Here is a 25,920-nt window from a genome sequence, read left to right as displayed (position 1 = left end):
CTTATGCCTCGAGAAGCTCCTTTGCTTTTTTTGCGATTCCCTCTCCGGTCAGTCCGTAATGCGCAAAAACCTGCGCCGAGGTGCCTGTGATCACCGGGGCGTCCGGAAGAGCCATCGTAACCGTCTTCCGGGGACAGTTTTCCCCGACCACCTGTGCTACCATGGATCCCAGCCCTCCGAAGGGTGAGTGCTCTTCAACGGAAATCACAACCTTTGCCCTTTGTGCCGCTTCGATGATGGCTTTTTTGTCCAGCGGTTTCACACAGTACATATCCAGAACGGTTGCATGAATGCCTTCTGCTTCCAGAAGATCTGCCGCGTCTACAGCCGGGCGGACCATTTCACCGCAGGCAATAATTGCCACGTCGTCTCCCTTCCGGATCTCCGTTGCGTGATCCATCGCAAACGGACAATTGTCCTCTGTATAGACATCCTCGACCGGATTGCGTCCCACACGGATATAGGCGCACTTTTCATCCTTCAAGAGCGCCTGCATCAGCTTCCGTGTCTGGTGTCTGTCGCTGGGCAGATATACCCGCATGTTCGGAATGGCACTCATCGCCGCAATATCCTGGGCGGAATGATGGCTCATACCGAGCGCCCCGTAGCTGATGCCTCCGGAAATGCCGATCAGCTTTACATTGGTATCCGAATACGCGCAATCCACCTTGCACTGCTCATAGCTCCTGGTCGTGAGAAATGATGCCGGGGATGCCGCGTAAGGTTTTTTGCCCATCTTTGCCAGTCCCGCTGCCATGCCGACCAGATCCTGTTCCGCAATACCCGCCTCTACTGCCTGATCCGGATATGCCTCAAAAAAAGGCGTCAGGGAGGCCGATCCTCTGGAATCGCTGCACAGCACGACAAGGTCCTTGTCTGTCTTTGCTTCTTCCATTAACACATCACAGATGACCTTACGATTCGCGATTTTATTCATCTTTCAGCGCCTCCTTCTGATGCTCGAGATCCTGCATAATCTGTTCGTACTCCTCCTGTGTCGGCAGGTGATGATGCCACCCGGCCTTATTCTCCATGATTGGGGAGCCCTTTCCCTTTATGGTATTCGCAATCACACAGGTTGGTTTTCCCTTACATTCCTTGGCCTTCTCCAGCGCCGCATCCACCTCATCGATATCATTTCCGTCTACGGAAATCACATTCCAGCCAAAGGCTTCTGCCTTCCTCTTCAGATCCTCCAGCGCCATAACATCCTCTGTATTGCCTGAAATCTGAAGGCGGTTTCTGTCGATGATCCACACAAGGTTGTCCAGTCCGTACATGGCTGCGGACATCGCTCCTTCCCAGTTCGAACCCTCGGCGAGCTCTCCGTCACCGGTCACGACATACACCCGGTTCGATCCCTTGTTCATTTTTACCGCCAGCGCCATGCCCACCGAAACCGGAAGTCCGTGGCCGAGAGATCCGGAATTCATTTCAATTCCCGGAAGCTTGTTGTTCGGATGACCGATATATTTCGATCCGAATTTGGAGAACTCGCGGGTTACCTCCTCCAGCTTGAGAAAGCCTTTTTCACAAAGAACCGCATAATAAGCTTCCATGGAATGTCCTTTGCTTAAGATGAAAAGGTCCCGGTCCGGATCCTCCGGATTTTCCGGGGAAATATTCATCTGACGGAAATACAGGTCCGTCAGAATCTCCATGACAGACATGTCGCCCCCGATGTGCCCGCCTCCGCCTGCCATGATGATGTTTACGCAGTCCTCTCTCAGCTTGTAGGATAGATACTTCAGATTTTTCACGATTATTCTCCTCTCAGATATGCTTTCACATCTTCTTCAATGGGATCATAAAAATCCGGCTGAATCCCCAGATATTTGCATGCCTCATAAAGGACCGGCACTACATCCTCGTGAATGGCGACGCAGTGATGAATGTATGGTCCTTCGACCAGCTTTGCCTCGAGTCTCTTCAGATTCTCTACCTCAACCCAGAGATAGGTTCCCTTTGTATACGGGCCGTCGATTCCCCTGGCATGACCGAGCAACAGAGAGTATTCTCCGTTGTCCCCGTCAAACCTGGTAAGCGTCAGATTGCCGTGCTTCGCCTCCGCCGAAACGGCTCCGTTATATGGAAAGGCCACAGGAACGCAGATCGACGGTTTTTCCTTTGCCACAGAAATCGGCCATGGACCGCAGTGCTGAAGAAGCTCTCCGTTCTCATTGTCCGGATGTCTCACGGTCCAGTCCGCGAAGAGTCCCCTCTTCTCATTTAAGGTGGCAGCCTCTGCCATCACCTGTGTGATCGCTCCGTGAATATCGGTCTCACAGACGACCGGAAGTCCTTCCTCATTCAGAAGGGAATTGGCCGCGCAGGGCATGATGCCGATCTCCCCTTGAAGCGCATTCCAGCACTGAATCGCGATGGCGCTGCATCCGTACAGATCTGCAAGGTTCTTCATAGCGGTCTTCAGCGCAGCGACATTCTCCAGTAATTCCGGCTTGATCTGGCAGTTCATATTCTCCTGACAGTAACGGATGACCTCCTGAACCTTCTCTGCCTCTTCCGCCTTAACCCGATTCAGCTCCGCGGTGAGCTCCGGAAGCGGAACCGGTGCCAGCTGAATATTAAACTTCTCAAGCAATTCTCCCTCATTGCACATGGTGGACCAGAAATCGAACGGGCGCGGCCCCAGCTGCAGAATCCGGAGATTCCGGAATTTCTTCACCACATTGCAGACCTTCAGAAAATCAGTGATCCCCCGTGCGAACTCCGGGTCGTCAAGCCTGCAGTTTGTCATGTAGGTAAACGGCACCCGGAATCTTCGCAGTACCTTCCCCGTCGCGAAAAGGCCGCACTGAGAATCACGAAGCCGCATTCCATCCGGCTCAGGCCGTTCATCTCTCGGTCCCCAGAGCAAAACCGGAACATTTAATTCCTTTGCCAGTCTGGCGCACTCATATTCGGTTCCGAAATTTGCGTGCGGCAGAAACAGGCCGTCTACCTTTTCCTTTTTGAACTTTTCCGCAATCCGGATCCGGTCGCTCTCCTGATACAGCAGCCCCTCCTCGTTAATGTCCGTGATGTCTGTAAATGAAACATTCAGCTCCTTCAGCTTCTGTCTGGTTAAGTTCGCGAACTTAATCGCGTCCGGTGCACTGAAAATCGATCTTCTGGTCGGCGCAAAGCCGATTTTAATTGTCTCCATGGAATCCTCCCTTTCACAATATTTCCACTATATACTGCAATTTCTTAATCAAAATTATAGACGTGCATCAGCTGAATCAACACATATTATTAAGTGAATTTTACTAAATTATCGGCTTAATTTTCCGGAGATCTTTCAGTATCCAGAGAAATGCATTACAATATCAGGAGGATGGTTCTGCATGTACCTGCAAACCACTGGTTTTTGGATTGCATTTCTATGCGATGAAAATTTCAGCTTCTGCAATCACCTTGTGTTTGTGTACAGCCAGCCTTTCTGAATTTTTGCTTCACAGATCATTTACAGTATTTACAGGAGAATGAGGGATGTCCGTCACCGCAAAGGAACTTGCCAGACAGCTTGGTGTAAGCCCCGCAGCTGTATCAATGGCTTTGAACAATAAACCGGGAGTCAGCACCGCGACAAGAGCGCGGATTGTCCGTGCCGCAGAGGCTGCCGGCTATGATTTTTCCAGACAATCTGCAAAGACCGCCGGTCATGGCGATATCTGCTGCGTCATTTACCGGGCGAATAATGCGATTCTGAATTATTCGCCGATCTTTACGGAATTGACTGATGGAATCGAACAGGGATGCCGCGATAATGGCTACCATCTTCGTACCCTTCAGCTGTATGAACAGACCGATGACTTTGCGCGGATTGCGGAGGAGCTCCGCGGCTCCGGCTGTTCGGGGATTATTCTGCTCGGCACGGAAATCTCGTCAGAAGTCTGCCGGAAGTTTCTTCATCTGAATATCCCGATGGTTCTCCTGGACTCTTACTTTGAAACCATCGACTGCAGCAGTATTCTGATCAACAATGCGCAGGGAGCTTACCTTGCGACGAATTATCTGATTGACAACTACCACTGCCAGCCAGGCCACCTGAAGTCTTCCTATTCTATTCAAAATTTTTTTGAGAGAGATGTAGGATTTAAAAGAGCTGTTCGAGAGCACGGAATGTCTGTCGGCAATTCCGTTATTCATGAATTGTCCCCCACGATTGAAGGGGCGATGCGTGATATGCTGGATCTGATTGACACCCACGCGGCTCTTGCCGGCTGTTATTTTGCCGATAACGATCTGATCGCCATCGGCGTGATAAAGGCGCTGCAGGCTCGTCATATCAGGGTTCCCGAGGACATTCCGGTCATCGGTTTTGATAATATACGCGAGGGACAGATTGTGGAGCCCGCGCTGACCACGATCGATATTCCCCGGCTGTTCATGGGGCAGACCGCCGTCCGGCAGCTGATCCGGCAGATCAGCTATCCGGTTCCGCACACCGTGAAAACGGAGATTTCGACCAGCATCGTCTCCCGCGATTCCGCCTGAGGGGTTTCCTTGAACAGCAGCCGGATCATCAATTATTGTTGGGATCTCTTTTTTATTCTGTTGCAGATTCATTTCGCCTATCCTATACTTAGAACCAGCAACAAAGGTATTTTTAAAAAGAGAATCATTTACAGAAGCAGGAGCCGTAGTTATGAAAGAATTTCCAAGAAGGGTTCTGATGGCAGTAATCGGCGTGTGTGTCGCCGGTCTGTCCGTCGGGATGTTTGTTTATTCAGATATGGGAGTGGATCCTTTTCAGGTTTTTGCGCACGGCACGTGGAATGCCGTGCGACGGGCAGTGCCGCTTGACTTCGGCACCTATTATGCTATTCTGAATGCCATTCTTCTGGTTGTCATTTTCTTCTGGAACCGGAGAAAAATCGGCATAGGAACCGTAATCAACCTTTTTCTTGTCGGTTATTTTGCGGAATTTATGGAATTCCTTCTGAACAAGATGAATCCCGACCCGAACCTGGCCCTCAGAATCATCTCACTGATCCTGGGCGTCGTTATCATGTGTTTTGCCTCGGCCATGTACTTTACCGCCGATCTCGGAGTTTCCACCTACGACGCAGTTGCCATTACTCTTTCTGAGCGCCACACCGGGTGGAAGTTCAAATACATCCGGATTCTGACGGACCTGATCTGCGTTGTGATCGGCGGCCTTCTGGGCGGCGTGATCGGAATCGGAACGCTGGTCACCGCTTTCTTCATGGGGCCCCTGATTGCTTTCTTTAACAAGAAGGTGGCAGAACCTATGCGCTACGGTTCCAGATAATAATGAAGACTTTCTTAATAGCAATATTTGTTCCGTACGGCATATAATGATCTGCGATTGTTGTTTTGCTCAGGGAAAATCCATGGTATTTCAGAAGATTCGTGAGCGCCACGGATTCACATCCGGTCGGCAGTTCCGGGTTCTGCATAACACAGGGAACATTCAGATGTACCTGATCTTTAATATATGCATTTGCCATACTGCCAGGAGCTGAGCTTCCCTTTATCCGCATTCGGATCTGCAAAACCTCAATCCGGTAAGCGCACCCGGTTGAACCGGCATCAACTCCATTTTTTGTCCAGCCGAGCCATCCAAGCTTCTGAACATGAACGCGGTAATAAATAGAGTATTTGTCCGCTCTTCTGCACCGATATATCTCCTCATTTCCCTGATCTGTCATCTGCTCAGATTTTACCCCTCTGCATTACGGACTTCATTTTCCGGAAAAACGAAACAATCGTATCGAATGGCCTTTCCGGTCAGTGAATACCCCGGCTTCATACCGGCCAGATTTGGTCCCTTCAGGGGTCTCTTCACTACCACCTTAAAGGGACGGGCACCGACTGCCGCCTTCAGGAGTACCTCTTCATCCTGACAGGGCATCTCCAGTTGATGGAGCAGCTGAAACTTTTTCTTGACCAGGGCGCTCTTCTGTCTCTCCGGGAACATCGGATCCAGATAGATGACATCCGGAAAATCCTTCAGGTTCTTCAGAGCCTCTATGCTGTCTCCCTCATGCAGGTGCATCCTGCATATGATCTCTGTCAGCGCCGGATTTTTCCCCGCACGCTCCAGACAATCTGCCAGAAGTGCTGCAATCACCGGATTCTGCTCATACATCTCCACTTCAAATCCCGCGGCAGCAAGAAGAAGGGAATCCTCTCCCATGCCTGCGGTTGCATCCAGAATCACCGGGTGTCTGCCCGGCCCCCTGTTCATGTCCTTCATTCTCGCAGCCTTCACCAGAAGTTCATGCGTAAGATTGTCATACCGAAGGCGGGGCAGCATATCCGAAAAATCTCCCCGCATCTGAATTTTCCCGTCAGTCAATGTTAGACCCTTCTCATCATATCTGAGATAAAGCTCATTCTTCTCCCTCTTGTGTTCCTCTTTGAGCTTTTCCTTTTTATCCTCCTGGCGTTCAGCTCTGTATTCGTCCTTATGCCTGGCTTCCAGCCCGCCTTTCTTATGCTTGTCGTTCAGCCTGCCTTTTTGCTTGTCTTCCAGCCTTCCTTTTTGCTTGTCTTCGTACCTGTCTTTATGTCCGTCTCTGTTTTCCGCTTTTCGCGCCTCTCCGTTTATTTCTCCCCGGATATCCGCCTTCAGCCCCAGGGTCTTCAGATGCTCCAGTAGCTCTTGGCTTTTCTCTTCGAAGGCAGGCCCTGTATCCAGAATATAAATTTTCGCCGCCATCTTAATCCTCTGATAGTCCAAGCATCCGTATTGTACGGTTCTTCAGCGCTCTCGCTGCACCTTCCACATCCTCTTTTGAAAAAATAGCGGAGATGACCGATATTCCGACAATTCCGGAGCCGGCCAATTCCATGACATTTTCTTCCTTAATCCCCCCGATTGCGACAACCGGGATCGAAACCGCCCTGCAAATGGCACACAAGGCATCCATACTCACTTCTGAAGCATCCGCCTTGGAGCCTGTCGGGAACACCGCGCCGACCCCGAGGTAATCCGCTCCGCGGCTCTCCGCAAGGAGCGCTTCCTCCACGGTCTGCGTGGAAACACCGATGATACGGTCCTTCCCAAGTCTGCTGCGCACCAGACCGGTTTCCATGTCACTCTGTCCGACATGCACCCCGTCCGCTCCGATTTCCAACGCCAGCTGCACATCATCATCAATGACAAAAGGCACCTTATACCTCCTGCAGAGTGCCTTGATCTCTGCCGCCTCCTTCAGGAAAGCATCGTGCTCCAGTTTCATGTCATCCTTCTCCCGAAGCTGTATAAAGGTTGCGCCGCCTCTCAGCGCCCGCTCAACATCATCCGCCAGACGGCGTCCGTTCAGCCAGTGTCGGTCTGTCACCGCATACAGCTGAAGTGCCTTCTTTAGTTCCTCCCGATTCCAATTACCCATTTTTCAAACTCCTGTCCGCCGCGCGTAAAACGCAACATATGAAATTATTGATTGCGCGCTTAATCGTTTCAAACTATAATCAAAAATAATACTTATTGACAACTGCATGAGGTTTTCAGATATATGATCGACGCAAATCTTCAGAAATATCTCTCTTTTGTAAAAACCGTAGAACTCGGCAGCTTTTCCAAGGCCGCGGAATCTCTCGGTTATTCACAGTCCGGCATCAGCCGGATGATTTCGGATCTTGAAAAAGACTGGAAAATCACGCTTCTCGAGCGCGACCGCAGCGGCGTAAGCCTGACCTCCGACGGCACACGTCTTCTTCCCTTTGCGCAGAGTCTCTGCCGGGAATATTACCGCCTTCAGGAGGAGGTGGATGATCTGAACGGAATACAGACTGGCTTGATAAGGATCGGTACCTTTTCCAGCGTCGCAACCCAGTGGCTTCCGCGGATCATCCGACAGTTTCAGGTAGATTATCCAAATATTGAATATGAAATGCTCCTCGGTGATTATTCGGAAACGGAAAAATGGATCGATGAGCGCCGGGTCGACTGTGGATTCCTCATCCTCCCCACCCGGCCGGAATTCGACACCCTGGAGCTGGCGAAAGACCCCCTGATGGCTGTACTGCCAAAAGGACATCCGCTCGCCGGACTGGATGCCTTTCCGGTAAAAGAGCTGGAAAAAGAGCCCTTCATGCTTCTGGAGAAGGGCGGGAAGTCCGAGATCACGGATATTCTGAAGCGCTATGATCTCCACCCGGAGATCCGCTTCACCACCTGGGACGATTACGCAATCATGGCTATGATTGAACAAGGCCTCGGGATCGCAATCCTTCCGGGGCTGATCCTGAAACGGATCCCATACGACGTCGTCATAAAACCGCTGGATCCGCCCGCTTTCCGGACAATCGGCATCGCTCTCAAGGACAGCCGCACCGCGTCCGCCGCGATGAAGAAATTCCTCCAGTATCTGAAATACCGCAGCGAATAAATGCGCGCTTCCGCCGCTTTGTCGATCCGTGACGTTTTCTTCTCAGGTGCTGCGCATTTCTGCTCTGCCGGACTGTGTTCATCCTGCTGCTGCGTCAATTCGGAACGTTTTCTTCTCAGTCCTCAAGTCCCGTGGCTTCGTCAAGCCCCAGCATGATGTTCATATTCTGAACGGCAGCTCCGGAAGCACCCTTTCCGAGATTATCGAAAAGCGCAGTCACTGAAGTCTGTTCCTCGTGTCCGCATACGACAATTTCCAGGCGATTGGTTCCCGCCAGCTTGTTGGCGTAGAGCTTGCTGTCATTCTGGCCAAACGGAACTACGGATACAAAGTGCTCATCCCGGTAGTACTCCTGCAGTCGTTCGCAGATCTCCTCCGCAGACGGTTTTCCGGGAAGAAGGCGGTTTTGAAGCATAATTGTCCCTGCCATTCCCTTGTAATAATCGTCAACCACCGGCATGAACACCGGCGGGTAGAGAAGGCCGGTCATCTTCTGCATCTCCGGCACGTGCTTATGCCGCAGATTCAGGCCATAGATCCCGGGTGAATCCAAAAGCCTGCTGCGGTTCTCCGCCTCATATTCCGCAATCATTTTTTTGCCCCCGCCGGAATATCCGGTCAGGGAATAGCAGGTGACCGGATAGTCCGCAGGCAGTATCCCCATCCTTACAAGCGGAGCCGTTGTCGCGATCAGCCCTGTGGCATGACACCCCGGATTCGCCACTCTCCTGCTGGTCCGGATCGCCTCTCTTTGTTCCTTTGAGAGCTCTGGAAAACCATATGTCCAGCCTTCCGCAACCCGATGTGCTGTAGAAGCATCAATCACACGAACCTCCGGGTTTTCAATCAGAGAAACTGCTTCCACAGCGCCCGCATCCGGCAGACACAGGAACACAATGTCCGCCGCATTCAGGAATTTCTTTCTCTCATCTATATCATGTCTCTTGTCTTCATCTATTCTCAGAAGCTCAAGATCATCCCGCGCTCCGATTCTGTCGTAGATCTGAAGTCCCGTTGTTCCGCTCTGTCCGTCAATATATACCTTTGTCTTCATCTGTATTGTTCCTGTCCTTCTTCTTTCCGAATCTTTTCTGCCTGAGTTTACCTTATCCGGCTCTGCCTCTTCTGACTGCGTCCAATCACAGCGCTCAGAGGATTCCGAAATCCTTCATCGCGGCCCTCAGTGAAGCCTGATGCTCCTCTGTCATCTCTGTGAGCGGAAGTCTCGGTTTTCCGGCATCGAAGCCCATCATGTTCAGGGCTGCCTTTACCGGAATCGGATTCACCTCACAAAACAGCGCACGGATCAGCGCAAGAGAACCAAGCTGCATCTTTGCCGCTCCCGAAAAATCTCCGTCCAGACACTTCTGGCACATATCATGGGTGAACTGCGGCGCTACGTTCGACAGAACCGAGATTACGCCGGAACCGCCCAGTGACATGATCGGGACGATCTGATCGTCATTGCCTGAGTACAGATCCAGCACACCGTCACAAAGTTCGAGTGTTCTCGCCGTCTGACTGATGTTCCCGCAGGCATCCTTCAGGGCCACAATGTTCTTCACATGCCTCCCGATATACGCCGCGGTCTCCGGCTGAATATTCGTACCGGTTCTTGATGGCACGTTGTACATGATGCACGGAATATTGACAGCTTCCGCAATTGCCGTATAACTCGCAATCAGGCCATCCTGCGTCGCCTTATTGTAATACGGAGTTACAAGCAGAAGGCCGTCCGCTCCACGCTTCTCCGCCTCCCTCGACATCATGATCGCGTGAGCGGTGTTGTTTGAACCTGTCCCGGCGATCACCGGAACCCGTCCCTTCGTTACTTCGACGCAAAACCGGATCGCCTCCAGATGTTCGTCATCGTCCAGCGTTGATGCCTCTCCGGATGTTCCTACCGCGATGATCGCATCCGTATGATTCCGGATCTGATACTCAATCATCTTCTCCATCGCGTCAAAATTAATCGATCCATCCTCCTTCATCGGTGTCGCCATCGCAACACCCGCGCCCTTGAATATAGCCATGCTCATTCCCTCCTGTTTCCCACAATCTGTATGTTTTATCTGAAAAATAATCCGTTGGCTGTATTCTCAGTATACATCAATAAATATTACCGGTAAATACAGACAAACTCAAATGAGGACAGTCTCACATAATGGCAGAATCACATAATGACAGAATTACGAGTCGGATTTTCCAAAGCTGTCCACAAGCTCCTGAAGCTCGAAATATCTTTCCATCCGTTCCTCCAGCTTTGCATCGACCGCTTCCTTCTCCTTCGACAGGTCGGAGAGCTTCGTATACATCGTCGCTGACTCCGCCATCTGCTCCTCGAGTTCCCGGCTCTTCTGCTCCAGCTGATCGATTTCTTCCTCAATATGATCATATTCCTGCTGATCACGGTAGGAAAGCCTGGTCCGCTTTCTTGCCTTCTTCTGCTCTTCCTTCTGTGCCGCATAAAGCTCTGCGCCGGATCGTTCCTCAGCGGCGCTCCCGTCCGCCTTTCCTTCACACGCTCCACTTCTCTCTTCCGCTGCACCCGCAGTGTTTTTTGCAGCTCCTGAAGGAATCCCCTGTGTCTCCATATGCTCCAGATATTCGGTATATGCGCCCTCACTTCGGATCAGATTTCCGTTCCCCGAAAAAGCAAATATCCTGGTCACCACGCGGTCCAGAAAATAGCGGTCATGCGACACGACAATCAGAATGCCCGCAAAACGATCCAGATAATCCTCGAGAATCCGCAGCGTCTGTATATCCAGATCATTGGTCGGCTCGTCAAGGATCAGTACATTCGGAGCTTCCATCAGCACCTTCAGCAGATAGAGACGCCGCTTCTCTCCTCCGGATAATTTGCCGATCAGAGAGTACTGCATTTCGCTGTCGAACAGAAACTGCTCGCACATGCCGCTCGCGGATACCAGCCCGTCCGTGGTCCGGATAAATTCAGCGGTGTCCTTAATATAATCGATCACCCGCTCGTTCGGATCAAGCTGTTCATTTTCCTGGCTGAAGCAGCCGATCTTAACGGTCTGCCCGATCTCCACCACCCCGGAGTCCGGTGGGAGCTTTCCGTCTATGATCTTCAGAAGCGTGGATTTTCCGCAACCGTTCGGACCGATGATGCCGATCCGGTCAGTCTTGCCGAAGTTGTAGGAAAAATCATGGATCAGCTCTTTCTGTCCGTAGCCTTTGCTGACGTGCCGAAGCTCAATCGTCTTGCCTCCGAGCCTGGACGGAAGGGAATTCAGCTTTACCTGCCTCTCCTCCACGATTTTCTCCCGGTCTCTGAGCGCCTCGAACCTCTGAATATGCGCCTTCTGTTTTGTCGATCTCGCTCTTGCGCCGCGCATGATCCACGCAAGATCCTTGCGATACAGGGCGGCCGCCTTTCGCTCCGCCGCAACGGCAAAGTTCATTCTTTCCTGTTTCAGCTCCAGATAACCGGAATATCCCGCCTGATATCGGTAAGTCTTTCCCCGATCCACCTCAAGGATCTGATTTGTGACCTGATCCAGAAAATAGCGGTCATGGGTAACCATCAGAATTGCCCCGCGAAAATTCTGCAGATAATTCTGCAGCCACTCGATCATTTCATGGTCGAGATGGTTCGTGGGTTCATCCAGAATCAGAAGATCGCACGGCGTCAGGATTGCGGCGACAAGCGCCGCTCTTTTCTTCTGTCCTCCGGACAGGATCTCCGGACTGCAGTCGGGATCAGGAATTCCGAAATCCATAAGTCTCGCGCGCACCTCTCCCTCTGTGTCCCAGTGATCCGCCTTGCCGCTGACCGCCTCCGCCACATTCTCCAGAAGTGTCCTGCTGTTATCGAAAACCGGATTCTGCGGAAGATAAGAAATCCGGACGGTATTTCCCTTGACCACCTGACCGGAATCCGGCTCCAGACGGCCTGCCGCGATCGCCAGCAGCGTCGATTTTCCCGTTCCGTTCACCCCGATCACTCCGATCTTGTCGGTGTCGCTGATTCCCTCGGTCACATCATCCAGAAGGACCCGTGATACAAAAGAAATGCTGATGTGCTCCAGATTCAAAATGTTCATTGTCTCTCTCCTGCGTCCGGGAAAGAAAGAAGAGCTGCGGCATCCGTTTTTATGCAGCAGCTCTGTTTCTTCCCTTGAATTGCAATTCTCAGCTTGTACACCTTGTGGTACAAGATATCGTGCGGACGTTATTCTTCCGTCACAGCATCATCTTTGACGATGATCGTTCCCGCGTGGCCCTCGTAACCGTCTCGGGCTTTCGCGATCGATGTGATCACCGCGCGTTCTCCACCGCTCTTCAGGAAATCAACTGCTGCCTGAATCTTCGGCAGCATCGTTCCGTATTCAAATTCCCCCGCACGGATATACTCCTCCGCCTGGGAAACGGAAATCCTTCCAATCGGCTGTTCATGGTCGGTTCCGTGACCGATCTTTGCGTTCTCGACGCTGGTCAGAATCAGCAGCTCATCAGCCCGGAGCTTCTCGGCAAGCTTTTCGCTGACAAGATCCTTCTCGATAACAGCACTGGCTCCTTTGAGCTCCGGTCCCTGTTCCAGAACCGGGATACCGCCGCCCCCTCCCGCAATTACGACCTGCCCGGCGTCCAGCAGAAGCTGAATGGTCTCGAGCTCAATGATATCCTGCGGCTTCGGAGAAGCGATGATCCTCCGATATCCCTCCTCCGTCTTGGTGACATAATTTCCCTTTTCTTCCTCTGCCTTTGCTTCCTCCTCCGTGAGAATCCTCCCGATTACCTTACTCGGCTCATAGAGGTTCTCATCATAGGGATCCACAGTGACCTGGGTGATGATCGTCGCAACCGGCTTGTAGATTCCTCTTCTCAGCAGCTCTGCACGCAGAGAATTTTGAATATCATATCCGATATATCCCTGGCTCATGGCAGAGCAGACGGACATCGGAGCTCCGACATAGTCGCTGTGAGCCTTTGTGAACTCATTCATCGCCGTATGAATCATACCAACCTGAGACCCGTTACTGTGGGTGATTACCACGCCCGCTCCGGCCTGCACCAGATCCGCAATGGACTTTACTGCATTCTCAACACCCTTCTTTTGATCCGCGAAGGTTTTCCCAAGGGCCCTGTGGCCAAGCGCCACTACAACCTTTTTTCTCTGCATGAACCGGTTCCTCCTTTGTGCTTTTGCTTCTCTTCTCAGAAGTCAAACTTTCCGGCAAACCACTGATCCAGCTCGTCGATCTTTACACGAACCTGCTCCATGGTGTCGCGGTCACGGATGGTAACTGCCTGGTCATTTTCGGAATCGAAATCGTAGGTGATGCAGTACGGAGTTCCGATCTCATCCTGACGGCGATATCTCTTTCCGATCGCTCCGCGGTCATCGTAATCGCAGTTGTACTTGTCCGCCAGCTTATCAAATACCTTCTCTGCCGCGTCATTCAGCTTCTTGGACAGCGGGAGAACCGCAATCTTCACCGGAGCAAGTGCCGGATGGAAATGCATAACTGTGCGGACATCATTCTTCTCCGCATCCAGAACCTCTTCATCGTATGCTGAGCACAGGAACGCCAGAACGACACGGTCCGCTCCCAGAGACGGCTCAATAACATACGGAATGTATTTGGTCTTCTTCACATCATCAAAATAGGTAAGATCCTGACCGGAAACCTCCTGGTGGCGGCTGAGGTCATAGTCTGTCCGGTCAGCGATTCCCCAAAGCTCGCCCCATCCGAACGGGAACAGGAACTCAATATCGGTCGTTGCCTTGCTGTAGAAGCTGAGTTCTTCCTTGGCATGATCGCGAAGTCTCAGCTCATCGTCCTTGAGTCCGAGATCATTGAGCCATTTATGGCAGAAGCTTCTCCAGTAATCGAACCACTCCAGATCAGTGTCCGGCTCGCAGAAGAACTCAAGCTCCATCTGTTCGAACTCACGGGTACGGAAGGTGAAATTACCAGGTGTAATCTCGTTACGGAACGATTTTCCGATCTGCCCGATGCCAAACGGAATTTTCTTACGGGAGGTTCTCTGTACATTCTTGAAGTTCACAAAAATGCCCTGTGCGGTTTCCGGCCTCAGATACACGGTGTTCTTTGCGTCCTCGGTTACACCCTGGAACGTTTTGAACATCAGATTGAACTGACGGATATCGGTGAAATTATGCTTGCCGCAGCTCGGACAGGGAATTTCATGCTCCTTGATGAAGTCCATCATTTTCTCATTGGACCATCCGTCACAGCTGTTGTTCTCCAGTTCAATACCCTTCTCCTGACAGAAATCCTCGATCAGCTTATCCGCGCGGAAACGCTCATGGCACTCCTTGCAGTCCATAAGCGGATCAGAGAAACTTCCCAGATGTCCGGATGCCACCCATGTCTGCGGGTTCATCAGAATTGCGCAGTCTACGCCTACGTTCAGCTTATTGTCCTGAACAAATTTCTTCCACCATGCTCTCTTGACATTATTTTTGAACTCAACACCCAGCGGGCCGTAATCCCACGTATTGGCGAGACCTCCGTAAATTTCGGAGCCCGGGTATATAAAACCGCGGTTCTTTGCCACTGCGATGATCTTGTCCATTGTTTTTTCCATCGTGATCCATCTCCTTTTTCCTCTTGTCCGCCGGCTCTTTCCGGACACAAAACATTGTGTCCTGTCCGTGCGGCTTAAAACACAGCATGCCATGCACGACTGTTCTTAAACTGGTGAATAATATCTGCTTATACTAACCCGGCAAATAACATCTGCCTGTAGTAATCCGGCGAATGATATTTGCCTGTAGTAATCTGATGAATGATATCTGCCTGGACTAATCCGGTGAATGATATTCACTTATATATGATATATGCATATCGGTCGGAAACTGTCACAAACCGGGATATTTCCCTGTCCTCATTCTCTCCGGATTTTCCTGTATCTGTGATCAGATTCGTCCCTGCGTCCTGTTCTGACGAAGACACCGCTCCCTGACTTTTCGACGCAGAAGAGGTCTTCTCTCCCGCGCGCCTCTGTGAGCCGGATGAAGAAACCGTTCCGCTGCCCGAACTTTCCGACGACACGTCTTCGTCACCTTCATCCTGTGACAATACTGTGTTGACCGTTGCGGACAGCCGTCCCGTGATCGACACATTATCCGTCGCATACAGAATCTTGTCCGGAAGTCTCACCATGACCGGTTCGGAAAGGATCACAACCTTCCATTCCTTTGCTCTCGATGCCAGAACGTCCGGGTCCGCAGGATTTCCATTCCGGTCAAGGAAGTTCTGATCCATAGAATAGCCGGCCTTTTCCGCCTCCGCAAGCGTTCCAAGGAATGCCCCGACGTGATTGAAGCTGCTGTAATCCTCCATGGAGGCGTATGTCATTTTGATCGTAACCGAGCTGTCGTCCACACTGCAGGATTCCATCCGGACAGCCTTCTCATCCGACGAATGATAATCAGCGACAGCATTTTCAATATACTGCTTTAAATCATCCTCCGTATAATCCTCGTCTCCCTTTGCCTCCACGATATTCTCCGTGACAGTCCCCGTTTCATTCATTGAAAACGGTTGTGTTTTCGTTGCTGTTCGGCAGAGAACAGCCCGCCAGGGAAAATACCGCGGACGCCGCAAGGATACCGACTGCCAGGCGTAACCCTCTGCCGGTCCTTCTCATTTCCGTCAGCTCCTTCCGTGTCTGTCCGGGGCAAAAACCGGATTTATTTCTTCAGGCTGCTCTTGCGGTAAATAATATCGTCTCTTCCCGGTCCGTTCGAAACCATTGTGATCGGATAACCGATCTGGCTCTCGATGAAATTCACATAATCCTGTGCTTCCTGCGGAAGGTCCTCAAAGCGGCGGATTCCGCGGATATCGGATTTCCAGCCCTTGAATACCTTGTATACCGGCTTGCATCTCTTCAGGTCCTTTGTCACAGGGAATTCCGTGATTTCCTTTCCGTCGAGTTCATAAGCAACACATACCGGAATCTCATCGAGATATCCGAGATCATCCAGCACGGTAAACGCAACATCTGTGCAGCCCTGCAGCCTGCATCCGTATTTAGACGCGACGCAGTCATACCATCCCACACGTCTCGGACGTCCCGTGGTCGCTCCATATTCGCCGCCGTCTCCGCCGTGATTCCGCAGAGCTGTCGCCTCATCTCCGAAAATCTCCGATACAAATTCTCCGGCGCCGACTGCAGAAGAATATGCCTTTGACACAACGACAATCTGCCTGATCTCATACGGAGGAATTCCCGCTCCGATCGCTCCGTATCCGGCAAGCGGGGAAGAGGAGGTGACCATCGGATAAATGCCGTGATCCGGATCCTTCATCGTTCCGAGCTGTCCCTCGAGAAGAATGGTCTTCCCTTCCCGGATCGCGCCGTCCAGATAGAGGGAGACATTTCCGAGATAAGGTTTCACCTTATCCCGTCTCTCCTTAATCCACTGAAGCAGTCCCTTACGGTCAATCGGATCGGTGTGATAGAGGTTCTCCAGAAGAACGTCCTTCTGATCCGCGATCCTGTCGATCTTCTCCATCAGAACGTCGTCGTCCTGGTAAAATTCATTGATCTGCCATCCGATCTTGGCAAACTTATCCGAATAGAACGGCGCAATACCGGATTTTGTGGATCCGAAGGATTTGCCCGCAAGCCGCGCCTCTTCCAGAGAATCAAACTTCACATGATACGGCATCATGACCTGAACACGATCAGAGACCATGAGCTGCGGCGTCGGAACTCCCTTTGATGTGATGTCCGAAAGTTCATCGAGAAATTTATCAATATCAAAGGCCATGCCGTTTCCGATGATATTCATGATATTCTGATGAAACACCCCTGACGGCATCGTGTGGAGCGCAAACTTTCCATACTCATTTACGATTGTGTGACCGGCATTGGCTCCACCCTGAAAACGGATGACCACATCCGCCTCATTGGCCAGAGTATCGGTGATCTTGCCTTTTCCTTCGTCTCCCCAGTTTGCTCCTACAACTGCTTTTACCATTCTAGGTCCTCCTTATTCTTCGTCTGCATTGGCAATATGCAGACAATCCAGCAGATACATTTCCATGCCCCAAAGCCGGGGCATCACAATATGTTGAAGTACGGATCGTCCGCGCGCGTTTCTCACGTCGTGCACACGCCGTTCTGTTTCGTGTTGTACGGAGTACCGATCGCCCCTGCATGCGTTCCTCATGCGCGGCGGTTCTGTCTTTGTATCTTCGGTACTTGTGCCGTATGTCAGACGTTGATCTCCGCCTTCATGCCGAGCAGATCTTTTCTCTCCTTCAGTATCGGATAAACCACCTCGTTCAGATACTTATCCACCTGATATGGCGCGCGTCCCACATACTTCTTCGGATCCATGGACTTCTGCAGATCTTCAAGGGACAGATGGAAGGTCGGATCCTTCGCGATTCTCTCCAGCAGATCGTTATCCTTTCCCTCCACCTTGACCGTCTTTCCGGCCTCCATGGAAAGCTCACGGATCCTCTCATGAAGCTCCTGACGATCTCCGCCGGCCTTCGTCGCATCCATCATGATGTTTTCCGTCGCCATAAACGGAAGCTCGGCCATCAGATGCTTCTCGATAACCTTCGGGTAAACGACGAGTCCGTCTACCACATTCATCATCAGATCCAGGATACCGTCCGTCGCCAGAAATCCCTCGGCAATGGAGATTCTCTTATTGGCAGAATCATCGAGCGTTCTCTCAAACCACTGTTCCGCAGACGTCATTGCCGGGTTCAGCGCATCAATCATCACATATCTCGACAGAGACGCGATTCTCTCATCTCTCATCGGATTTCTCTTATAGGCCATGGCGGATGATCCGATCTGGCTCTTCTCGAATGGCTCCTCAACCTCTTTCAGGTGCTGCAGAAGGCGAATGTCATTGGAGAACTTGTGCGCGCTTGCCGCGATGCCCGCCAGAACATTGCACACCCTGGTATCGACCTTTCTCGAGTAGGTCTGTCCGGATACCGGATAGCAGGAAGTGAAGCCCATCTTCTCCGCAATCATCGGGTCCAGCCTGTCACACTTCTCCTGATCACCGTTGAACAGCTCCAGGAAGCTTGCCTGCGTACCTGTAGTTCCCTTGGAGCCCAGAAGCTTCAGGGTACCCTGTACGTATTCCAGATCCTCCAGATCCATCACAAACTCATTGAGCCACAGGGTGGCACGCTTGCCGAGCGTGGTCGGCTGTGCCGGCTGAAAATGTGTAAATGCGAGGCACGGCTGATTTTTCTCCTTGTCTGCAAACTTCGCAAGCTCATTGATTACGTTGACAAGCTTTCTGCGGATCAGCTTCAGCGCCTCACTCATAATGATGATATCTGTATTGTCACCGACGTAACAGGAGGTTGCGCCGAGGTGAATGATTCCCTTCGCTTTCGGGCACTGAACACCGTAGGCATATACATGAGACATTACATCGTGACGCACTTCCTTCTCGCGCGCTCTTGCCACATCATAATTGATGTCCGTGACATGCTCCTTCATCTCATCGATCTGTTCCTGGGTAATCGGAAGTCCGAGCTCTTTCTCTGTCTCTGCCAGAGCAATCCACAGTCTTCTCCAGGTCGAGAACTTGAAATCCTGGGAAAAAATGTACTGCATCTCTTTGCTTGCATAACGCTCGGAAAGCGGGCTGCTGTAACGATCTGTTGTGCTCATAAGATTCTGCTTCCTTCCTGTCACTTCCGCGTGACTGTAAGTGATTCCTTTTATTTCTGGTGCTTTCATCACTGCCGTCAGGGACAGTTCCCCTTACGGCTTTTTCCTTTGAAAAGCAACAGCGCAACCGGCGCCGGAAATTCCGGGCACAATTGCGCTATAATTATAAAGCATTCATAATTTAAAAGCAACCTGCCGGGCCCTGAAATATGCGTGCCCGCACAGAACGCACAGAACGCACAGAACGTGCACAGATCCCGTACCGTGCGGCATCCGCCGGGTCCGTTCTGGTGCTGTTACTGCGGATTGCTGTATCCGGCAAGGAACTGCTTTGTTCTCTCATGCGCGGGATGCTCAAACACATCTTCCGGTGTTCCCTTTTCCAGGATAATGCCGTTGTCCATGAAAATCACCTGATCCGCCACATCATGGGCGAATTTCATCTCATGTGTCACAATGATCATCGTCGTATGGCTGTCCGCCAGCTCGCGGATTACCCGGAGCACCTCTCCGGTGAGCTCCGGATCAAGCGCCGATGTCGGCTCATCGAAGCAGAGAATATCCGGCTGAAGAGCAAGCGCTCTCGCAATCGCCACCCGCTGCTGCTGTCCGCCGGAAAGCTGATGCGGATAATTGTCGCTTCGGTTGGACAGTCCCATCTGTTCCAGAAGCTTCCTCGCCCTCGCCTCGATCTCTCCGTTGTCAGCCCTGTGATGCGCCTGTGCATCCAGCTTCGGCGCGAGCATAATATTTTCCAGTGCTGTATACTGTGGAAACAGATTAAAGGACTGAAACACCAGGCCGAAATGAAGCCTTTTCTTCCGGATTTCCTCCTCCGATGCCTTCTTTCTGTTCTCTCCGTCAAACAGAATCTCATCACGGATCTGTATCCTGCCCCTGTCCGGTTTTTCAAGGAAATTCAGGCAGCGCAGCAATGTAGTTTTACCGCTTCCGGAAGACCCGATGATTGACAGTGCCTGTCCCTGTTCCATCGAAAAACTGATGTCCCTGAGAACCTCGGTGTCCCCAAAGCTTTTCTGTATATTGCTAACCTCCAGTAGAGCCATCTTCTCCTACTCCTTTACTGATATTTGTCCTTATCCGCCAGCAGGCTCATCAGACTTCTGCACAAATCACCGGTTACAGCTGCATTTCAGATCAGCGGACAGCAGCAACTATATTTCTGTCAGCGGAAATTTCCACCTTCCCGCTCTGACAGCCGATACTACTTTATTCCCGGTCTGTCAGCGGAAATAGCTGAGTCTCTTCTCGATATAGTGGAAGAGCCATGTCAGCAGCGCACTGAAGATCAGATAGAACGCTCCGGTATAAAACAGCGGCCAAATGATTCCCGCGCTTTTAATGTATGCCTGTCCAGCCCAGATTACCTCATAGACCGCAATAACCCTGGCCAGAGAAGTATCCTTGACCAGTGTGATGATCTCATTGGAAATCGGCGGTACGATCCTCTTCACAACCTGCAGAAGTACAATTTTCCGGAAAATTTGTCCCCTGGTCATTCCGAGCACTTCACCAGCCTCATACTGACCGACCGGGATCGCCTGGATTCCGCCCCGGTAGATCACCGAAAAATAGCAGGCGTAATTGATGACAAAGGCGACGAGCGCCGCGATAAATCTTCCCCCGTCTCCGGCTCCCCAGATATTTTTCCGCATAATGATTCCGGGACCATAATATATGATAAGGAGCTGCAGCAGAAGCGGAGTTCCGCGGACGATCCAGATCAGAAAATTAATTGGTACATTGATCACCTTTACCTTGCTCATGGATCCAAAACTGATGAACAGTCCGAGCGGAAGTGAAAAAACCAGTGTCAGCACGAACAGCTTCAGTGTCATGAGGAAGCCCCCCAGCAGGGATAATGTAACTTCAGCAAACATAAATATGTCCTCGAATTCTTTTAAACACTCAAAACTGTCACACAAACCGGTGCTGTTCCGCCCGGCAATGCGGGCAACAGACGCATCTGTTCATGTGACAGTCTGATAAACCTTCATCCCCTGCTGTCAGGGGCAGTCATCACTAATATTAAATCGGATCCATTCCGGATCATCACTCATCGGCTCAGAGCTGCTCCGAAATTTTCCTGAAATCGATCGCAGCTGATCTGGCGACTTCATTCATATACCGCGGACGAATCCATTGTGCGGAGCATCCGGTTTCTGATTATTTCTGCTCTACAAGAGCATCCTGTACACCGTATTTCTCGGCGATCGTCTTCATCGTTCCATCCTGATAGAGCTTCACAAATTCTTTGTTGATATAGTCAGCAAGATCAGAGCCCTTGCGACACCCGACACCATACTCCTCGGTTGTAAGTTCAACCGTATGGGTCAGCTTCTCATAGCTGGTTCCCTTTCCGATCATCGCACCCGCCATCAGCAGATCAATAATGCTGGCATCAGAGGTTCCTGCGGATACCTCCATCAGAGTATCTGCCTGCGATGACATGGAAGTATAATTCAGTTTGTTCTCCTTTGCCGCTTCCTCACCCGCAGAACCGGCCTCAACCGCAAAAGAGAGATCCTTCAGAGAATCAACCGTCTGGTACTTATCTGCCTTATCCTCCGGGACAACTACAACCTGTGCATTGTTCAGGTATGCATTCGTGCAGGCCATTGACTTTGTAACCTCGTCGGTAAGCGTCATGCCATTCCAGACCACATCGATGCTCTTGTTGTCAAGCTCCAGGATCTTGTTGTCCCAGTCGATCTCAACAAACTTCACCTCCACGCCAAGATCCTTTCCGACTTCACGGGCAAGGTCCGCGTCAAATCCGATCCACTCATCCGATCCGTCTTCCTTATAATCCATCGGCGCAAAATCGGTAATTCCTACAATAAGGCTTCCCTTGTTCTTGATATAATCCACATCACTCCCGGACGATGATCCGGATGCGCTGGATGAAGCAGCTGTCACTGCCTGCGAAGAAGCCGCCGCGGATGCCCCTGTATCCGAAGCCGTGCTTCCGCATCCTGCCATAGCCAGTACCATAGAAGCAGCCAGTACACCGCTGATGATTTTCTTTTTCATATGTAATTCTCCCTTTCCTGATCCGCGGCTATCATAACCGTGTCGTATCAACACGTTCTAACTTTACCACGATAAAATCACTTGCGCACGGCTATGGTATCATAGGCAGGAAATCGGTGTCAAGAAAAACCTGAAAAATCCCCGGCAGGCTTATGCCCCGCCGGGGATTAACCATATGCAGTGAACCGACATGCTCCGAGTTCTATTACGCAGCCTGGTCCCTGATCTGTGCAATGAAGTACGGAATCGCGACGAAAAGGATTCCGCCGATCATATTGCCGATTGTGACCGTGATCAGATTATAGAAATATCCACCGATGGTGACCGCCTGTCCCGCCGGATCCAAAAGCGCTACCGTGAGCTGTGTCATATTCGCGATGCTGTGCTCGAATCCGCAGGTAACAAACGCGAACAGGCACCACCAGACCATAATCAGCTTCGCTGCTTCATTCTTTAATTTCACGCCGCACCAGGTTGCGAGGCAGACAAGAATATTGCAGAGGATACCACGCATCAGCAGCTGCACAAACGGAGCGCTCATCTTCGCCGCCGCACCTGTGGCAAGAAATGTAGAAACCGCCTCCGTATTCATTCCGGAAAAATGGAACAGAAGAGCGAGTACAATCGCGCCAAGAAGATTGCCGATCCAGCAGACAACCCACACCTTGCAGGCATCGCCGATTCCTATTTTCTTCTTCAGCACACCGCTCATCATTACCAGATTGTTTCCGGTAAAAAGCTCGGCGCCAGCCATAACTACAAGACTCAGAGCTACTCCGAAGGATACGCCCATGACGATCTTCGTATAAGGAGCTCCGTTCAGAAGCCCTCCCTCCACATTTGTGAGCAGGTTTCCAAATCCGATAAACATTCCCGCAAGTGCGCTCAGCAGCAGATAACCCAGCGGGTTCTTCTGAAGCAGATTTCTTTTCGCGACTGCGCCATTCGATAAAGCATCATATTCCTGACCAAACATCCAGCAATCTCCTCCTCTTCTAATAGTTGATGAAATTTTGAAGCCGTTTCGCTCAGAACATCCGTTTTCATGTTCCATCTATACTTTATCTGAATTCACAGAATTTTGCATCTTTTTCTTGTGAGTTTCCTGCACAAAATTTACTTCCTTGTTCTGACCCGATTCGTAGGTTTTTGTGCTTATATGCACAATTTATCGGTGTAAACCCGATAAACTCTTGGTGATATATGGCAGAGCATCTCATAATTGAAGCTGGCCGCAGGATCTGCGATCTCCTCGATCGGGATATATTCTGCTCCGTCATGCCCAACCAGCGTGACAACATCCTCCACCTTTACATTCGGGATGTCGGTCACATCGACCATCATCTGATCCATGCATACGCGCCCCAGAATCGGTGCGGACTTTCCGTGAATCAGTACTCTTCCTTTAGAGGAAAGTGCTCTCGGATATCCGTCCGCGTATCCCACTGAAACGGTCGCTATTCTGGTGACCGGACGGCTGGTAACATAAGTTGCTCCATAACTGACTCCCATGCCAGGTCCGACATCCTTCACATGAATGACATGCGTCCTCCACGCAAGCGCCGGAATCAGATCAAGCCTCTCCTTTCTTACCTCCTCTGACGGATAGATTCCGTAAGTGATAATTCCTGAACGCACCATCTCAAAACGATGCGGATCGTCCGGTTCGTACTCCATAATCGCAGCGCTGTTGCAGACGTGCCGGATTGGAATGCTGACCCCTCTCTCCGAGAGCAGTGAGAGCATTGCGTCATACCTCGCGAACTGCTTCTCACAGTATGTTTTATCTGTCATATCCGCGCAGGACAGATGAGTAAAGAGTCCTTCAATTTCCACGTTCGGAAGCTCGGATATTTTCAGAATCTGATCCGCGTCCTCTTCCGTTACCTGAAATCCGATCCGAGTCATTCCGGTGTCAAGCGCGATATGAATCCGTGCCTTTTTCCCTTCCCGAACCGCAGCCTCATTCAGCTTTCGGGCATCTTCATAATTATATATGCTTGGGCGTATATCCCATGCAATCATCTCACTGTACTGTCTCGGTGAGGTGTATCCCAGAATCAGCACAGGACGCACAATATTATGCTCCCGCAGCTCCACTCCTTCCTCAAGTGTCGCGACAGCAAAAAAGTCCGCAATATCCTCAAGCGACTCTGCGACCCGCACGGCTCCATGTCCGTAGGCATCGGCCTTAACCACCGCCAGGATCTTCGTCCCCGGCAGAATTCGTTTCCTGGCCTCCTCAACATTATGATGAATAGCCGGGAGAGAAACCTCCGCATACGTTCTCAGATACTTATCCATGACTGTTCCTTCTTTCGGTTCCTTTGATATCTTTCCGCAATTACCCTGCATTTCTCTTGTTATTTCTCTGGCTTCTTTTTTACTTCTTTTTCTTGCATTATTGCTTCTTGCTGCTGCTTCTTCTTTTTGCTGCTTCTTTTTTTGCCGCTTTCTTCTCTACTTTTTCTCAGGGCTTTTCGGCTTGCGGATCGCCGAGTATACATTTTTCACATTCTTCAGAACCACGTGCGTCCTTGTGTCCTTGATTCCCGGAAGCTCCATGATCTTCCTGTGGATCTGGTCAAGCTCCTCCGGTGAGTTGCACGCGATCTTGAGAAGCAGATCCATACTTCCTGTCACATAGTAGCAGGAAACAACGCTGTCCATCTCCTGGATTGCATCCGCGAAACCGTCATAATACATTGGTTTTTCAAGAGCGACCTCCATGAGAGCTGTCAGCAGATTTCCGACCTGCTTCTCATCGACAATGATCGTGTATTTATCGATCACATGGTTCTCCTCCAGCTTGTGGATACGTTCAATCACGGCAGAAACAGACAGATGAATCTGCTTGGAGATATTGGACGCAGTCTCCCTTGCATTTTCCTGCAGCGCCTTTAAGATCTTATAGTCAATCTGATCCATATAACATTGCCTCACATCATATTTTTGCAGAAATCCAAAATTATTCTGCAAAAATAAAGTATACACGATAAATTTTCATGTGCAAGCAGAAAATATCACTTCATTCCCATCCCCGCGATTGCTTCCAGACAAAGCAAACAACATACCGGCGCGTCCGGGCTTCATGCGTCCCTTCTGGTCGTCAGAAACTGCACCGCCGCACCAGCTGCAAACAAGACTGCAATGACGAGCTTCTGAAGATCTGCGTTCCCCGAAAGGTTCGTTTTCATCAGTGCAAGCGCATGTACGGATGCGGCGGCTCCTGCCCCGGCGGTAATAAAGATCACGGCCGGCCGGGAGAACTTCACTGCCAGCACACCCGCCAGCACAAATCCTCCGGCCATCAGAATATACAGCACTACTTTCCACGCGCGTCCCTCAGGAAACGGAATCATACCGATCACAGATGCCGCCAGAAGGCCACAGAAAATGAATACTCCGGACAGATAAATTCTGTACGCCAAAAAGCACAACAGAAATCCGCAGACAATACCAATCAGCCACGGTGCATACCGCGGTTCGGAAATGAATTTCGAGGAGATCGTCCTGCCCAGATACAGGCCGAGTAGAAATCCCGTCACAGAGATCCAGAACCGAAGCAGCCTGAAGCCGAAGAAACATTGAAGAATCCCCAGGATCAGGCTGCCGACGGCCAGGGCTTCCGTGAGCCCTGACATAATTTCAGAGATCGGACCGGTCATCAGATATGCTCTCCGGCCTTAAATACATAACCGCATTTCTCACACTTGGAGTCTTCCGCAAGAATACTCTCCTTCGTGAATACCTCAACGGTCTCGCCGCATACCGGGCACTTAACCTCCTGTAATACAGGTGTCTTCTTAGCTCCTTCACATCCGTCCAATACTGCCATATA

25 protein-coding genes are annotated in these 25,920 nt (G+C 51.0%); 3 read left to right on the top strand and 22 right to left on the bottom strand.

All coding sequences use genetic code 11. The features are described 5' to 3' along the window. Position 1: 1 nt before the first annotated feature. Genes ACTQ1O_RS05150 through ACTQ1O_RS05140 form a run of 3 tightly spaced genes read right to left on the bottom strand, consistent with a single transcriptional unit; the run spans position 2 to position 3,166 of the window. Positions 2-937, bottom strand: coding sequence for a transketolase family protein (locus ACTQ1O_RS05150; RefSeq protein WP_441486385.1), 936 nt, complete (start codon positions 935-937; stop codon positions 2-4). Beyond that, a complete protein-coding gene (locus ACTQ1O_RS05145; protein WP_441486384.1) occupies positions 930-1,760 on the bottom strand; it encodes a transketolase in 831 nt (276 codons plus the stop codon). Before ACTQ1O_RS05145 ends, ACTQ1O_RS05150 begins: the two co-directional genes overlap by 8 nt. 2 nt (positions 1,761-1,762) lie before the next feature. Further along, positions 1,763-3,166 carry an L-fucose/L-arabinose isomerase family protein gene (locus tag ACTQ1O_RS05140; protein WP_441486383.1) on the bottom strand — a complete coding sequence of 468 codons (1,404 nt, stop codon included), beginning with the start codon at positions 3,164-3,166 and terminating at the stop codon, positions 1,763-1,765. Between the two features lie 326 nt (positions 3,167-3,492). On the opposite strand from ACTQ1O_RS05140, the gene ACTQ1O_RS05135 reads away from it, so the two are divergent. Both ACTQ1O_RS05135 and ACTQ1O_RS05130 read left to right on the top strand, forming a co-directional pair. Continuing rightward, a complete protein-coding gene (locus ACTQ1O_RS05135; RefSeq protein WP_441486382.1) occupies positions 3,493-4,500 on the top strand; it encodes a LacI family DNA-binding transcriptional regulator in 1,008 nt (335 codons plus the stop codon). A 151-nt stretch (positions 4,501-4,651) separates the two neighbouring features. After that, positions 4,652-5,278 carry a YczE/YyaS/YitT family protein gene (locus ACTQ1O_RS05130; protein WP_441098935.1) on the top strand — a complete coding sequence of 209 codons (627 nt, stop codon included), beginning with the start codon at positions 4,652-4,654 and terminating at the stop codon, positions 5,276-5,278. Here the strand turns inward: ACTQ1O_RS05130 and ACTQ1O_RS05125 are convergent. The 3 genes from ACTQ1O_RS05125 to thiE are packed head-to-tail and all read right to left on the bottom strand — an operon-like array spanning position 5,256 to position 7,367. After that, on the bottom strand, positions 5,256-5,678 hold the full coding sequence (locus tag ACTQ1O_RS05125; RefSeq protein ID WP_441486381.1) for a C39 family peptidase: 423 nt from the start codon (positions 5,676-5,678) through the stop codon (positions 5,256-5,258). The two genes, ACTQ1O_RS05130 and ACTQ1O_RS05125, sit on opposite strands and share 23 nt — an antisense overlap. A gap of 11 nt (positions 5,679-5,689) precedes the next feature. After that, positions 5,690-6,691: a class I SAM-dependent methyltransferase gene (locus tag ACTQ1O_RS05120; RefSeq protein ID WP_441474055.1), complete on the bottom strand. Its 1,002-nt coding sequence runs from the start codon at positions 6,689-6,691 to the stop codon at positions 5,690-5,692. A 1-nt stretch (position 6,692) separates the two neighbouring features. Beyond that, a complete protein-coding gene (thiE, locus tag ACTQ1O_RS05115) occupies positions 6,693-7,367 on the bottom strand; it encodes a thiamine phosphate synthase (protein ID WP_441486380.1) in 675 nt (224 codons plus the stop codon). A gap of 123 nt (positions 7,368-7,490) precedes the next feature. Here thiE and ACTQ1O_RS05110 point away from each other — a divergent pair, with 123 nt between their 5' ends. Beyond that, positions 7,491-8,366, top strand: coding sequence for a LysR family transcriptional regulator (locus ACTQ1O_RS05110; RefSeq protein ID WP_441474057.1), 876 nt, complete (start codon positions 7,491-7,493; stop codon positions 8,364-8,366). Between the two features lie 115 nt (positions 8,367-8,481). On the opposite strand, the gene argC is transcribed toward ACTQ1O_RS05110, so the two are convergent. The 16 genes from argC to ACTQ1O_RS05030 form a co-directional block, all read right to left on the bottom strand. Beyond that, positions 8,482-9,420, bottom strand: coding sequence for an N-acetyl-gamma-glutamyl-phosphate reductase (gene argC, locus ACTQ1O_RS05105; protein ID WP_441486379.1), 939 nt, complete (start codon positions 9,418-9,420; stop codon positions 8,482-8,484). Positions 9,421-9,514: 94 nt separating this feature from the next. Further along, entirely contained in the window at positions 9,515-10,399 is an 885-nt protein-coding gene (gene dapA / locus ACTQ1O_RS05100; protein ID WP_441486378.1) for a 4-hydroxy-tetrahydrodipicolinate synthase, read from the bottom strand. 156 nt (positions 10,400-10,555) lie between these two features. Then, positions 10,556-12,436 carry an ABC-F family ATP-binding cassette domain-containing protein gene (locus ACTQ1O_RS05095; protein WP_441486377.1) on the bottom strand — a complete coding sequence of 627 codons (1,881 nt, stop codon included), beginning with the start codon at positions 12,434-12,436 and terminating at the stop codon, positions 10,556-10,558. A gap of 128 nt (positions 12,437-12,564) precedes the next feature. After that, positions 12,565-13,515 (bottom strand): carbamate kinase, encoded by a 951-nt coding sequence (gene arcC / locus ACTQ1O_RS05090; protein ID WP_441474061.1) that lies wholly within the window; start codon positions 13,513-13,515, stop codon positions 12,565-12,567. 35 nt (positions 13,516-13,550) lie between these two features. Further along, entirely contained in the window at positions 13,551-14,948 is a 1,398-nt protein-coding gene (locus ACTQ1O_RS05085; RefSeq protein ID WP_441474062.1) for a glycine--tRNA ligase, read from the bottom strand. Between the two features lie 236 nt (positions 14,949-15,184). After that, entirely contained in the window at positions 15,185-15,865 is a 681-nt protein-coding gene (locus ACTQ1O_RS05080; RefSeq protein ID WP_441486376.1) for a hypothetical protein, read from the bottom strand. A gap of 191 nt (positions 15,866-16,056) precedes the next feature. Then, positions 16,057-17,352: an adenylosuccinate synthase gene (locus ACTQ1O_RS05075; RefSeq protein WP_441486375.1), complete on the bottom strand. Its 1,296-nt coding sequence runs from the start codon at positions 17,350-17,352 to the stop codon at positions 16,057-16,059. A 236-nt stretch (positions 17,353-17,588) separates the two neighbouring features. Then, the gene (purB, locus tag ACTQ1O_RS05070) at positions 17,589-19,025 is read right to left on the bottom strand and encodes an adenylosuccinate lyase (RefSeq protein WP_441098851.1); all 1,437 of its coding nucleotides are present in this window, start codon (positions 19,023-19,025) and stop codon (positions 17,589-17,591) included. 296 nt (positions 19,026-19,321) lie between these two features. Beyond that, positions 19,322-20,092 carry an amino acid ABC transporter ATP-binding protein gene (locus tag ACTQ1O_RS05065; protein WP_441486374.1) on the bottom strand — a complete coding sequence of 257 codons (771 nt, stop codon included), beginning with the start codon at positions 20,090-20,092 and terminating at the stop codon, positions 19,322-19,324. 177 nt (positions 20,093-20,269) lie between these two features. After that, a complete protein-coding gene (locus ACTQ1O_RS05060; RefSeq protein WP_441486373.1) occupies positions 20,270-20,926 on the bottom strand; it encodes an amino acid ABC transporter permease in 657 nt (218 codons plus the stop codon). Positions 20,927-21,212: 286 nt separating this feature from the next. Next, a complete protein-coding gene (locus ACTQ1O_RS05055) occupies positions 21,213-22,079 on the bottom strand; it encodes a transporter substrate-binding domain-containing protein (RefSeq protein WP_441486372.1) in 867 nt (288 codons plus the stop codon). A gap of 205 nt (positions 22,080-22,284) precedes the next feature. After that, entirely contained in the window at positions 22,285-23,055 is a 771-nt protein-coding gene (locus tag ACTQ1O_RS05050) for a formate/nitrite transporter family protein (protein WP_441486371.1), read from the bottom strand. 179 nt (positions 23,056-23,234) lie between these two features. Then, positions 23,235-24,383, bottom strand: coding sequence for an alanine racemase (alr, locus tag ACTQ1O_RS05045; protein ID WP_441486370.1), 1,149 nt, complete (start codon positions 24,381-24,383; stop codon positions 23,235-23,237). Between the two features lie 156 nt (positions 24,384-24,539). After that, complete coding sequence (locus ACTQ1O_RS05040) at positions 24,540-25,007, bottom strand: Lrp/AsnC family transcriptional regulator (RefSeq protein ID WP_441486369.1); 468 nt, start codon at positions 25,005-25,007, stop codon at positions 24,540-24,542. A gap of 161 nt (positions 25,008-25,168) precedes the next feature. Then, on the bottom strand, positions 25,169-25,747 hold the full coding sequence (locus ACTQ1O_RS05035; RefSeq protein ID WP_441486368.1) for a hypothetical protein: 579 nt from the start codon (positions 25,745-25,747) through the stop codon (positions 25,169-25,171). After that, positions 25,747-25,917 (bottom strand): hypothetical protein, encoded by a 171-nt coding sequence (locus ACTQ1O_RS05030; RefSeq protein WP_441486367.1) that lies wholly within the window; start codon positions 25,915-25,917, stop codon positions 25,747-25,749. The genes ACTQ1O_RS05035 and ACTQ1O_RS05030 overlap by 1 nt, the downstream gene beginning before the upstream one ends. Positions 25,918-25,920 lie beyond the last annotated feature (3 nt).

The sequence above is a fragment of the Bilifractor sp. LCP21S3_A7 genome (genome assembly GCF_052118825.1).
GTDB lineage: Bacteria > Bacillota > Clostridia > Lachnospirales > Lachnospiraceae > Bilifractor.
Note: the sequence above shows the minus strand (reverse complement) of the source record. Positions and strands in the feature narration are given on the sequence as shown.

What these genes read in the sequence shown, in the direction of transcription:
- ACTQ1O_RS05150 (WP_441486385.1), bottom strand. Translation starts at nt 937, where the DNA reads ATGAATAAAATCGCGAATCGTAAGGTCATCTGTGATGTGTTAATGGAA.
- ACTQ1O_RS05140 (WP_441486383.1), bottom strand. Translation starts at nt 3,166, where the DNA reads ATGGAGACAATTAAAATCGGCTTTGCGCCGACCAGAAGATCGATTTTC.
- ACTQ1O_RS05135 (WP_441486382.1), top strand. Translation starts at nt 3,493, where the DNA reads ATGTCCGTCACCGCAAAGGAACTTGCCAGACAGCTTGGTGTAAGCCCC.
- ACTQ1O_RS05130 (WP_441098935.1), top strand. Translation starts at nt 4,652, where the DNA reads ATGAAAGAATTTCCAAGAAGGGTTCTGATGGCAGTAATCGGCGTGTGT.
- ACTQ1O_RS05125 (WP_441486381.1), bottom strand. Translation starts at nt 5,678, where the DNA reads ATGACAGATCAGGGAAATGAGGAGATATATCGGTGCAGAAGAGCGGAC.
- ACTQ1O_RS05120 (WP_441474055.1), bottom strand. Translation starts at nt 6,691, where the DNA reads ATGGCGGCGAAAATTTATATTCTGGATACAGGGCCTGCCTTCGAAGAG.
- thiE (WP_441486380.1), bottom strand. Translation starts at nt 7,367, where the DNA reads ATGGGTAATTGGAATCGGGAGGAACTAAAGAAGGCACTTCAGCTGTAT.
- ACTQ1O_RS05110 (WP_441474057.1), top strand. Translation starts at nt 7,491, where the DNA reads ATGATCGACGCAAATCTTCAGAAATATCTCTCTTTTGTAAAAACCGTA.
- argC (WP_441486379.1), bottom strand. Translation starts at nt 9,420, where the DNA reads ATGAAGACAAAGGTATATATTGACGGACAGAGCGGAACAACGGGACTT.
- dapA (WP_441486378.1), bottom strand. Translation starts at nt 10,399, where the DNA reads ATGGCTATATTCAAGGGCGCGGGTGTTGCGATGGCGACACCGATGAAG.
- ACTQ1O_RS05095 (WP_441486377.1), bottom strand. Translation starts at nt 12,436, where the DNA reads ATGAACATTTTGAATCTGGAGCACATCAGCATTTCTTTTGTATCACGG.
- arcC (WP_441474061.1), bottom strand. Translation starts at nt 13,515, where the DNA reads ATGCAGAGAAAAAAGGTTGTAGTGGCGCTTGGCCACAGGGCCCTTGGG.
- ACTQ1O_RS05085 (WP_441474062.1), bottom strand. Translation starts at nt 14,948, where the DNA reads ATGGAAAAAACAATGGACAAGATCATCGCAGTGGCAAAGAACCGCGGT.
- ACTQ1O_RS05075 (WP_441486375.1), bottom strand. Translation starts at nt 17,352, where the DNA reads ATGGTAAAAGCAGTTGTAGGAGCAAACTGGGGAGACGAAGGAAAAGGC.
- purB (WP_441098851.1), bottom strand. Translation starts at nt 19,025, where the DNA reads ATGAGCACAACAGATCGTTACAGCAGCCCGCTTTCCGAGCGTTATGCA.
- ACTQ1O_RS05065 (WP_441486374.1), bottom strand. Translation starts at nt 20,092, where the DNA reads ATGGCTCTACTGGAGGTTAGCAATATACAGAAAAGCTTTGGGGACACC.
- ACTQ1O_RS05060 (WP_441486373.1), bottom strand. Translation starts at nt 20,926, where the DNA reads ATGTTTGCTGAAGTTACATTATCCCTGCTGGGGGGCTTCCTCATGACA.
- ACTQ1O_RS05055 (WP_441486372.1), bottom strand. Translation starts at nt 22,079, where the DNA reads ATGAAAAAGAAAATCATCAGCGGTGTACTGGCTGCTTCTATGGTACTG.
- ACTQ1O_RS05050 (WP_441486371.1), bottom strand. Translation starts at nt 23,055, where the DNA reads ATGTTTGGTCAGGAATATGATGCTTTATCGAATGGCGCAGTCGCGAAA.
- alr (WP_441486370.1), bottom strand. Translation starts at nt 24,383, where the DNA reads ATGGATAAGTATCTGAGAACGTATGCGGAGGTTTCTCTCCCGGCTATT.
- ACTQ1O_RS05040 (WP_441486369.1), bottom strand. Translation starts at nt 25,007, where the DNA reads ATGGATCAGATTGACTATAAGATCTTAAAGGCGCTGCAGGAAAATGCA.
- ACTQ1O_RS05035 (WP_441486368.1), bottom strand. Translation starts at nt 25,747, where the DNA reads ATGACCGGTCCGATCTCTGAAATTATGTCAGGGCTCACGGAAGCCCTG.
- ACTQ1O_RS05030 (WP_441486367.1), bottom strand. Translation starts at nt 25,917, where the DNA reads ATGGCAGTATTGGACGGATGTGAAGGAGCTAAGAAGACACCTGTATTA.